Origin of the sequence: Pseudoduganella namucuonensis, from assembly GCF_900116645.1 — a bacterium.
Taxonomy (GTDB): domain Bacteria; phylum Pseudomonadota; class Gammaproteobacteria; order Burkholderiales; family Burkholderiaceae_D; genus Rugamonas; species Rugamonas namucuonensis.
Genome location: NZ_FPBO01000057.1, coordinates 23,341 through 32,818, shown reverse-complemented (window position 1 = coordinate 32,818; position 9,478 = coordinate 23,341). Strand labels below are relative to the sequence as shown.

At 60.1% G+C, this 9,478-nt stretch carries 11 protein-coding genes and 1 pseudogene; 8 read left to right on the top strand and 4 right to left on the bottom strand.

Going from position 1 to position 9,478, the window contains the following annotated elements; genetic code table 11:
• Positions 1–176: pseudogene (locus tag BM436_RS38805) on the bottom strand (IS481 family transposase); the annotation flags it as partial.
• Between the two features lie 950 nt (positions 177–1,126).
• Here BM436_RS38805 and BM436_RS33810 point away from each other — a divergent pair.
• Positions 1,127–1,435, top strand: a complete 309-nt coding sequence (locus BM436_RS33810; protein ID WP_093561164.1) for a hypothetical protein — start codon at positions 1,127–1,129, stop codon at positions 1,433–1,435.
• 258 nt (positions 1,436–1,693) lie between these two features.
• On the opposite strand, the gene BM436_RS33805 is transcribed toward BM436_RS33810, so the two are convergent.
• On the bottom strand, positions 1,694–2,575 hold the full coding sequence (locus BM436_RS33805) for an integrase core domain-containing protein (RefSeq protein ID WP_093561162.1): 882 nt from the start codon (positions 2,573–2,575) through the stop codon (positions 1,694–1,696).
• Between the two features lie 112 nt (positions 2,576–2,687).
• Between BM436_RS33805 and BM436_RS33800 the strand changes: the two genes are divergently transcribed.
• The 3 genes from BM436_RS33800 to BM436_RS36700 are packed head-to-tail and all read left to right on the top strand — an operon-like array spanning position 2,688 to position 4,623.
• On the top strand, positions 2,688–3,788 hold the full coding sequence (locus BM436_RS33800; RefSeq protein ID WP_093561160.1) for a hypothetical protein: 1,101 nt from the start codon (positions 2,688–2,690) through the stop codon (positions 3,786–3,788).
• On the top strand, positions 3,785–4,288 hold the full coding sequence (locus tag BM436_RS36705) for a hypothetical protein (protein ID WP_143133448.1): 504 nt from the start codon (positions 3,785–3,787) through the stop codon (positions 4,286–4,288). Before BM436_RS33800 ends, BM436_RS36705 begins: the two co-directional genes overlap by 4 nt.
• Positions 4,288–4,623 carry a hypothetical protein gene (locus BM436_RS36700; RefSeq protein WP_143133447.1) on the top strand — a complete coding sequence of 112 codons (336 nt, stop codon included), beginning with the start codon at positions 4,288–4,290 and terminating at the stop codon, positions 4,621–4,623. The genes BM436_RS36705 and BM436_RS36700 overlap by 1 nt, the downstream gene beginning before the upstream one ends.
• Before the next feature lie 443 nt (positions 4,624–5,066).
• Here the strand turns inward: BM436_RS36700 and BM436_RS38215 are convergent, their stop codons facing one another.
• Both BM436_RS38215 and BM436_RS38210 read right to left on the bottom strand, forming a co-directional pair.
• Positions 5,067–5,306 (bottom strand): integrase core domain-containing protein, encoded by a 240-nt coding sequence (locus BM436_RS38215; protein ID WP_229490997.1) that lies wholly within the window; start codon positions 5,304–5,306, stop codon positions 5,067–5,069.
• Positions 5,291–5,947 carry a hypothetical protein gene (locus BM436_RS38210; protein ID WP_229490995.1) on the bottom strand — a complete coding sequence of 219 codons (657 nt, stop codon included), beginning with the start codon at positions 5,945–5,947 and terminating at the stop codon, positions 5,291–5,293. The genes BM436_RS38215 and BM436_RS38210 overlap by 16 nt, the downstream gene beginning before the upstream one ends.
• 298 nt (positions 5,948–6,245) lie before the next feature.
• Here BM436_RS38210 and BM436_RS33790 point away from each other — a divergent pair, with 298 nt between their 5' ends.
• The 4 genes from BM436_RS33790 to BM436_RS33775 all read left to right on the top strand — a co-directional run bounded on the left by BM436_RS33790 (position 6,246) and on the right by BM436_RS33775 (position 9,475).
• Positions 6,246–6,968 carry a substrate-binding periplasmic protein gene (locus BM436_RS33790; RefSeq protein WP_177307748.1) on the top strand — a complete coding sequence of 241 codons (723 nt, stop codon included), beginning with the start codon at positions 6,246–6,248 and terminating at the stop codon, positions 6,966–6,968.
• A gap of 67 nt (positions 6,969–7,035) precedes the next feature.
• Entirely contained in the window at positions 7,036–7,848 is an 813-nt protein-coding gene (locus tag BM436_RS33785) for a crotonase/enoyl-CoA hydratase family protein (protein ID WP_093561154.1), read from the top strand.
• 114 nt (positions 7,849–7,962) lie between these two features.
• Positions 7,963–8,820, top strand: a complete 858-nt coding sequence (locus tag BM436_RS33780; protein ID WP_093561152.1) for a DMT family transporter — start codon at positions 7,963–7,965, stop codon at positions 8,818–8,820.
• The gene (locus tag BM436_RS33775; protein ID WP_143133446.1) at positions 8,813–9,475 is read left to right on the top strand and encodes a hypothetical protein; all 663 of its coding nucleotides are present in this window, start codon (positions 8,813–8,815) and stop codon (positions 9,473–9,475) included. Before BM436_RS33780 ends, BM436_RS33775 begins: the two co-directional genes overlap by 8 nt.
• The last annotated feature ends 3 nt before the right edge of the window (positions 9,476–9,478 follow it).

The following is a 9,478-nucleotide window of genomic DNA, read 5'->3' as shown; positions in this document are numbered from 1 at the left end:
AGCGTGTGGGCCCGATGCGAACGGTCTTGCACGTCATCGCGCTTGAGCCACTTGGCGGCGGTCGCCTTGGTGATGTTGAACACCTTTGCCGCCTCGTGGGCGGTCAAGCCGGAGGCTTTGATCTCCTGGCGGATTTTCGGCGTTGTGCGGGCCTGCGGATGAATGCGTGTGCTCATGCTCTCTGACGCTCAGGTGTGCTGCTGCGGTGGGTTGGCGACCGCTTCGGAAAACCAGCGATCAACTCGTCAAGCACGGCCTTGGCACGGAGCAGAGGCATGCTGCGACGGGGGATATGATCGCATGAAACTAAACAACTAACCTTCTAGCTAGAAAAGTCACCATTTCTCCTATGAGGAACCATCGCTTTACTTTCTGGAAAGTTAATAAGCGGCTGATTTTTTGAGAAAAGCAACCGTCGAACCATCCAAATAGCAAGTGGTTCGACGGTTTCTTTCCATCCGCGCTCGGGAAAAATACGTTGCCCCGTCCGCTTGTCCGGCAAGCAAAAAAGCACTAATAAGCGGCTGATTTTTGAGAAAAGCAACCGTCGAACCACCCAAATACCAGGTGGTTCGACGGTTTCTTTCTATCCGCGTTCGGGAAAATACCTTTAATATTGCATTTAAGGCTTAATCGAAGAACTGCTGACTCCTATTTATCCACATCTCAAGGACAGCAGCTCATGAGGGAACTTAGCGCGGCAGATCCAACAGCAGAAATAAGCAAAATATATGCACGAGCAGTAGACCAGTTGGGATCTGGATCGGGTGCACCGCAACTGGTAACTACAAATTCGCCGCTGGTTAAGATCGTCCCTCAAGGACAGACAGTATCCCCATATTCACCTTTTTTCCACGGCGTCTGACCTAAATGCGGCTTCAAAATCTGGGCATAGCCTTGCTGATTATTTTGGCTTGCCTGTGAAGAGTGAGGCGTCGTTATATGATATTTATCAGATTTCCCCAAGCGGCCCTGCAAATGTCTTTGTTAGCAAAGTTGCACCGACCACTGAATTGGGTGGATTAGTTTTAAGGCCAGGAGGCGCGACACAATATATTGTGCCGAACCGTGGCCCTTGGTCACCTCCGACACACATCGGAACAATTGGAAATTAAAGGTAATTAGAATGGACCAAGTACTATTAGTTAAGAGCGCGGAAAAGTTGGAAAAACTATTGGCTCAGTATTCGCCTATTGACTCCGAGGTCAGTGATTTGTTTGAAGCGCTCTCAAAATTGATTAATGACGCTCGTACGGGAAAGATTGTAAAACCACTTGAATGGCGAGACGTTCCGGGAGCTTGTAATTTTTCTGAAGGTAACCTAAGGAAGTATGATGCTCTTGAGACAGCTTATGCCGAATTTAAAATAGAAATTACTGGAGGCGAAAGTCCCTTGCTAAGGAGTCTTCGATTGAAATCAGCTAGCAAACCTTAAGACCAGTTTGAATACCTCTGTTGCGCCGTCTGCTTTGCCCCGTCCGCTTGTCCGGCAAGCAAAAACGCACTGATAAGCGGCTGATTTTTGAGAAAAGCAACCGTCGAACCACCCCAATACCAGGTGGTTCGACGGTTTCTTTCTATCCGCGCTCGGGAAAAATAGCTTTAATATTGCATTTAAAGCATCAAATAACAACCATGGACGCAAGAAGTCTCGGACAACCGTCCCGCCTCCCCTTCCCACTGCAACTGACGCCTACCGTCGCAGATACACGCCCCGCAGCAATCCGTCCCAGGCGCTGAAGTGTTCGACGCTTTCGGGTGCGTGGGCATAAGGATCCAAGCCCCGCCATGCCTCCGCCGGCGTCCACCCTTGTAAATGCTGATGCGGCCGCACATGGTTGTACCAGAAGCGGAACTCGCCCATGGCCAGCCGCAAGTCGTCGAAGCCGGCGACCGCCACCCTGTCCAACTTCTCCTTCAAGGTCCCGAACAACCGTTCGATCCAGCCGTTCTGCCAAGGCGCTCCGGGCGCGGACAGGCGGTGCCGTATCCCCAGCAAACGCAGGCTGAACCGAAACAAGCGCGACGTGAACACCGCCTCGTTGTCCGTCTGAATCGCGGCCGGCACGCCGTACGTTTCCATCGCCGCCAGCAGGGCCTTCAATGTCGTGATGGCGGTACGGTTCGGCAGGGGCCGCAGGACGAGGGCCGACCTGCTCCCGTAATCGATCACGCCAAGTACAGGATGGATGCGCTTCGCCAGATCGGCCTTGCCGGTGAAATCGATGCCCCAGACCGCATTGCAGGGTTGCGCCGGCGGCACATGGCGCTTGAAGCGCCGCCGCAGATCGGCAACTTCGTAGCGATGGGCCCGGACCACTTCCGCCACCCATGTCTTGGAAACCGTCATGCCATTGCGCGCGGCGTGCATGCGATTAAAGGTGGCGGCCAGCTTATGACAACTCAGGTCGCTCAGCGCCTTCAGACGAATGATTTCCGCCCTGACCCAAGCCGGTTTGCGGCGCGACCGCGTCGCTTTGCGCCGGATTGCAGGCCGGTGACGGTAGAGGTACGCCGGGCGAATTAGGACATGGTCACGGACAAATAGCACAAGCAAGACCAGCGTTAGCAGCATAGCGCGTCAAATGCCCGCAGTGTAACCGAGGACGTCACCACCTACACCAACCTGCTGGCGGTGGTCCGCAACACGCGCGGCAAGCCGCTACGCCTACGACGTCAACGGCAACATGGTCAAGGAGACCCACACCGACGGCGGCCAGGTGCTCAACGCCTACACCCTGTTCGGCGAACGCAAGATCGTGACGCAGACGCGCGGCTTCAACCAGGTGGCGGCAGCCGCGTCCGGCGCGCTGGACACGGGCGAGGTCAACCGCATGCGCGCCGGCGGTCCCGCCCAGGCGGTCAACCCGGTGCCGTACCCGGTGGGCGCCCTGCCGGGCGACCCCGAGTTCATCGAGTGGCAAACCAGGCTCAATAGCCATGTCAACACCATCATCAGCGCCTTTGCAGCTCCCATCCAGGAATCGCCAATAGCGCTGGCGGCCGCCAACACGTACACCTACGGCCCGCTCACCCAAGCGGACAAGGAAAGCCGCGTCAGCTTCGACTCGGGGGGGCTCGGATTCGGCCATCCTCCGATGGAGGGTAATAACGCTTGGTGGGAGACCGGCCGTTTCGGCTTCCTGGATGAAGATCCGTCCAACATAACGAGGGATACCGGGAGCTTCAGCGACACCGTCGCCGCCTGGAAAAACAATCCATTCGAGGGGCCGATGCGGGATAACTACGCGTTCGACACATCCAACGTTGCGCCGGATTATCTTGGCCGGCTGGAAGCCGGCGATCGTCAAAACCTATCCGTGACGGCCGGGGACTCCCTTGTCAAGTTGCCCTCATCGCCAAGCTGGGATCCGAATCTTCGGACGGTGTTCATTGTCGGCCAAAAGATGACGATGGAGCAGAAGCTCGCCTACGACCTGCGGGTGTCGACCTCCAATATCGAGGCGCAGCAAAGCTACCCGGAAGCCCTGCGAAACGTAGCCCAAGCCTACCAGCAGAACAAAATCACCGCCGGCGATGCCTTGTCGATGGCTTGGAACAGCACCAAGTTCCACTATCAAGGAAGCCAGCGGACGCAGGGCGTGGTGCAGGCGGTCAATGGCGGCCTTCAAGTGTGGGGGGCAACGCTCATGGCCGGCACGGGACTTGGCGCGGTGGTCGGCGTTCCCGTCGGGCTCCATGGCGTCGACAACATGGGAACCGGGTGCGGCGAGCTTGGACTGGCGAGCCACAGAACACCATCACGTACAATGGCGTCGAAATCTTGACCGGATCGCGCAACGCCGCCGAGTTTGTGGATAACGCGATTGCATTCGCTGGTGGCGTGGCGGCAGCGGCTTCGCTACCTGCTGCAGCCAATAGAATAAACCTCAAACAAACTGGCTCTGGCACCTTTACAGGATTGGCAGACGAATCGTATGACGCGATTCGCGCAAGCAATACGGATGTTGCCGCAATTGCTAAAAACACCGGAATTAAACCTGCAAATATTCAAAAGGTAAAAGAGCATGTTTTCGAAAACGAACACTTGCTCGATCGCTATATCGATTATGGCATTCCTGCCCAAAGAATGAGATTTGATAGTGATCTGACGCAAGGAAACGCGTGGTTGAGATTGGAAAATGGTACACATACGGTTGATGATATTCGCTGGATGAAGCATGAAACTGCTGAGCGTTGGTATGAACTGAAGTATAATTCTGGTTACTCAGCGGCGCACAATGCTGCTGACAAGCGTTGGCCAGGCAATCCGTGGGGAGGTGAATAATGCAATTTATTTTTGATAATGGCGTCTATAAGGTTGCCAGAATAACTGGACCTCAACATAATTTTCTGGGAGTGCGCCTTGATGATTCCGAAAGTATAGTCAGTATCGAGGCGTTACCCATTAAAAACAGTGAGCGCGTCCAGATTGAACAACACCTTGTATTGACGCAGGTTATTGATGGCTTACGCGAAGTAAACGCCGAATTGGGAACGTGCTATTACATTTCGCAGATTCTTTTCATTCCGTCGGACTCGCCTTCACCATCAGTTTATAAATTCTTGACTATTGAACTAATCAGGAGAATTGAGAATAAGGGCGACTTTCTCGTTGCGTGACGAGTTTTAATCAATAAGTTGCCCCGTCCGCTTGTCCGACAAGCAAAAATGCACCAGTAAGTGGCTCATTTTTGAGAAAAGCAACCGTCGAACCATCCAAATACAAGGTGGTTCCACGGTGCCCCGTCCGCTTGTCCGACAAGCAAAAATGCACCAGTAAGTGGCTCATTTTTGAGAAAAGCAACCGTCGAACCATCCAAATACCAGGTGGTTCCCACGGTGCCCCGTCCGCTTGTCCGACAAGCAAAAACGCACTGATAAGCGGCTGATTTTTGAGAAAAGCAACCGTCGAACCATCCAAATACAAGGTGGCTCGACGGTTGCATTCTATCCGCGCTCGGGAAAAATAGCTTTAATGTTGCATTTAAGGTATCGAATGACAACCATGGACGCAAAAAGTCCCGGACAACTGTCCCGCCCCCTCTTCCCACTACCACTGAAGCCTACCGTCGCAGATGCACGCCCTGTAGCAACCCATCCCATGCGCTGAAATGTTCATCCCCCTCGGGCGCATGGGCATATGGGTCCTGGCCCCGCCATGCCTCCGCCGGCGTCCATCCTTGTAAATGCTGGTGCGGCCGCACATGGTTGTACCAGAAGCGGAACTCGCCCATGGCCAGCCGCAAGTCGTCGAAGCCGGCGACCGCCATCCTGTCCAGTTTTTCCTTCAAAGTCCCGAACAACCGTTCAATCCTGCCGTTCTGCCAAGGCGCTCCGGGCGCGGACAGGCGGTGCCGTATCCCAGCAAACGCAGGCTGAACCGAAACAAGCGCGACGTGAACACCGCCTCGTTGTCCGTCTGAATCGCGGCCGGCACGCCGTACGTTTCCATCGCCGCCAGCAGGGCCTTCAATGTCGTGATGGCGGTACGGTTCGGCAGGGGCCGCAGGACGAGGGCCGACCTGCTCCCGTAATCGATCACGCCAAGTACAGGATGAATGCGCTTCGCCAGATCGGCCTTGCCGGTGAAATCGACGCCCCAGACCGCATTGCAGGGTTGCGCCGGCGGCACATGGCGCTTGAAGCGCCGCCGCAGGTCGGCAACTTCGTAGCGATGGGCACGCACCACTTCGGCCACCCACGTCTTGGAAACCGTCATGCCATTGCGCGCGGCGTGCATGCGATTAAAGGTGGCGGCCAGTTTATGACAACTCAGGTCGCTCAGCGCCTTCAGACGAATGACTTCCGCCCTGACCCAGGCTGGTTTGCGGCGCGACCGCGTCGCCTTGCGCCGGATTGCTGGCCGGTGACGGTGGCGGTGCGCCCGGCGAATGACGACATGGTCGTGGACGAGGAGCAAAAGCAAAACCAGCGTGAGCAGCATAGCGCGTCAAATGCCCGCAGTGTAATCCGCAACTTGGGGATAGGTGGTCAAGACATGCCGAACCGGACCACCGCGCCAGACCTGTCGGCGGCGATCGCCCTTGATCTGCGGAGCATTACGCCTACGCTACGCGTCAGACCAGCGCTCGCAATTGAACCTTGACCCCGCGAATCCGCCATGATTAACTGCAATCGTCACTTTCACTCCCGGACGAAACTTGCCCCGCCTGCCGCGCCCTTTCCCATCCCGTCCCCTCCTGCTTGCCCTGATGACGGCGTTCTGCTGCCCCCCGGCCGCCGTGGCCCAACCCCTGGTGTTCGCCTTCGAGGAGCTGCTGCCCTGGAAAACCCATGCGCAGGGCGTGTATGGCGGCGCGTATACCGAGATCGTTCGCGAACTGGCGCGGCGCATGGACTTGCCGCTGGAATTCCGTCCCTGCCCGCTGAAGCGCTGCCTGTACATGATGGAGTCGGGCGAGGCCGACATCATCATCGGCGTGCGCGACACGCCCGAGCGGCTGCGCTATCTGCATTTCCTGAAAACGCCCTACCGCCAGCACAGCTCCGACAAGGTGTTTTACGTGCAGAAGGAGCACGGCGTGGACATCCACAGCTACGCCGACCTGGCTAAACAGCGCATAGGCGTGACTTTCGGCGCGGCCTATTTCCAGCCGTTTGACCTGGACCGCAGGCTGCTCAAGGAAGAGGTGCCCACCATGGAAGCCAATTTCCGCAAATTGGCGCTGGGCCGGCTGGACACGGTGGTGGTGCCGGAGGATCAGGGCGAGGCCCAGGTCGCGCGCTTGGCGCTGCGCGGTCTCGTGGCGAAAGCCCCCTACCGCGTGGCCGATCCCAGCCCGCGCTCCATCGGCATTTCGAAGAAATCCGCCCACGCCGGCAAACTGGAGCGGTTTGAGGACGCGATGGCCGCCATGGCCAGGGACGGCACGCTCGCGGCCCTGTTCAAGCGCCACTATTACGAGGCGTTCAACGTGCCGCCGGACTCGGTCCAGATCAAGTAAAGCGGATGCTTGACCAAAATCGCACGCTCGTGCTTTACTTGGGTTCCACCATCTCAAAGGCGCCGCCATGGAATACGAAACCCTCAGTGTCACGCTGGACCAGCATGTGGCCACCATCAGCCTGAACCGCCCGGACAAGGCCAACGCGATGAACCTGCCGATGTGGCACGAGATCCGCAAGGCCTTCCAGTGGGCCGACGAAACGCCCCAGGTGCGGGCCGTGGTGCTGCAGGGCGAAGGCAAGCTGTTCACCTCCGGCATCGACCTGCAAATGATGATGGAACTGGGCGGCGCCATCCGCAACGATTGCGACGGCCGCACGCGCGAGGGCCTGCGCCGCACCATCCTGGACCTGCAGGATTGCCTGAGCAGCCTGGAACGCTGCCGCAAACCGGTGCTGGCGGCCATCCACGGCGGCTGCATCGGCGGCGGCATCGACTTGATCACCTGCGCCGACATGCGCTACTGCTCCAGCGACGCCTGGTTCAGCGTGAAGGAGGTGGACATCGGCATGACGGCGGACGTGGGCACGCTGCAGCGCCTGCCCCGCCTGATCGGCGAGGGCATGGCGCGCGAGCTGGCCTACACCGCGCGCAAGGTGGACGCCGCCGAGGCGCGCGAAATCCGCCTGGTGAACCGGGTGTACGACACGCCCGAGGCGCTGCGCGCCGGGGTGCGGGAACTGGCGGCAAGCATCGCCGCCAAGTCGCCGCTGGCGATCCGCGGGACCAAGGAAATGATCACCTACGCGCGCGACCACAGCGTGGCGGACGGCTTGAACTACATCGCCACCTGGAACGCGGGCCTGCTGCTGTCCAACGACCTGCAGGAGGCGATGACGGCCAACATGGCCAAGCGCGCGCCCGGTTTCGCGGACTGATCGCCCCGCCCGAATAAAATGTCAATATATTAAAGCGCGGCGGGTGTCCGCACACTTGCCGCGCTGGCCGGCTGGGGCCATAATCCCCCGCTGGCACCATCAACCGCTTATCCGATGTCCCAATCGAGCGCGCTCCTCAAACTCCATTTCGCCGCCCTGCTCTTTGGCAGCACCGCGCTATTCGGCGAGTACATGAGCGCAAGCCCCATCATGATCGTGTTCGGCCGCACCGTGTTCGCGGTGCTGGCGCTGAGCGCCGTGGCCGTGCTGGCGCGGCGCGCGCCCTGGCATGGCCTGTCCGGCCGCGACATCGGCAGGCTGCTGTTCGCCGGTGTGGTGCTGACGCTGCACTGGATCACCTTCTTCAAGGCGGTGCGTTCCGGCGGCGTGGCGCTGGCCACGCTGGGCTTCGCGTCCTTTCCCGTGTTCGTGGCCTTGCTGGAGGCGGCGGTGCTCAGGGAGCGGCTGAAGGCGGCCGACGTCGGCATCCTGCTGCTGGTGACGGCGGGCATGGTGCTCATCACGCCGTCGTTCGAACTGGCCGACAGCGCCACCGCCGGCCTGCTGTGGGGCATACTGTCCGGCGCCATCTACGCCTGCATCGCGGTGTTCAACCGCTATCTCTCCACGGCGGCGAGCGGCACGCAATCGTGCTGGTGGCAGTGCCTGGCGGCGGCCTTGTCCCTCGCGCCTTTCGGCTGGCGCGAGGCGGCCTCCCTGCCCGGCGCCGAGTGGCTGCTGCTGGCCTGCCTGGGCGCGGTCTGCACCGGGCTGGCCTACACCATCTTCCTCCAGGCGCTGGAGCGGGTGAAGGCGCAGACCGTCGCCATCGTGATCAGCATGGAGCCCGTCTACGCGATCGCGCTCGCGTGGCTGCTGTTCGGCGCGGCGCCCGGCCTCATGGTCCTGCTGGGCGGCGCGCTGGTGATCGCGGCGGTCATGTGGTCCAGCGTGAGGCCGCGCCATGCGTAAGCGCCCTTCCCTGCTTCCCGGCTTGCTGGTTTCCCTGTTGCTGCATGGGGGATTGCTCTACCTGGCCGCCAGCTACCGCCACGCGCCCGAACAGCCGGTGGCCGAAGCGCAGCGCATGCTGGTGCGGCTGGTGCCGAAGGCCGAGCCGGCTGCGGCCCCGCAGGCCAGCGGCGAGGAGACCGTGACGGCGCGGGCGCCGCGGCGCGCGGCACGCCTCCCGCCGGCGCCCGCTTCGGCCGGCGTCATCGCGGCGCTGCCTCGGCCCGCCGAGGCGCCCTTGGAGTCCGAGGCTGACGCGGCGGCCGTCGCGGCGAAGTCGGTGCCGGCGGCACCGGCTCGGACGCAAGACCCGGCCGATCCCTTCGCCGAACACAAGACGCCAGCGCCGGAGCCGGGCCAATTCGACGCAAACACCGCGCTGAAGTCCGCGCGCAAGCTGGCGACGGCCAAGGCCACCAGGGACGACCCGGCCGTGGCGCAGATCTACGACAAGCCGATCAACCCCATCCGTTCAGGCTCGGAACTGGGGCGCAATGTGGCCGGCGCGGCGCGCGCCGACTGCAAGAACGTGGCGGCCGGCACCGGCGTGCTGGCCATCGTGATCGTGCCCCTTATCCTCCTCACCGACAAGAAGGACTCGGGCTGCAAGTGGTGAGCC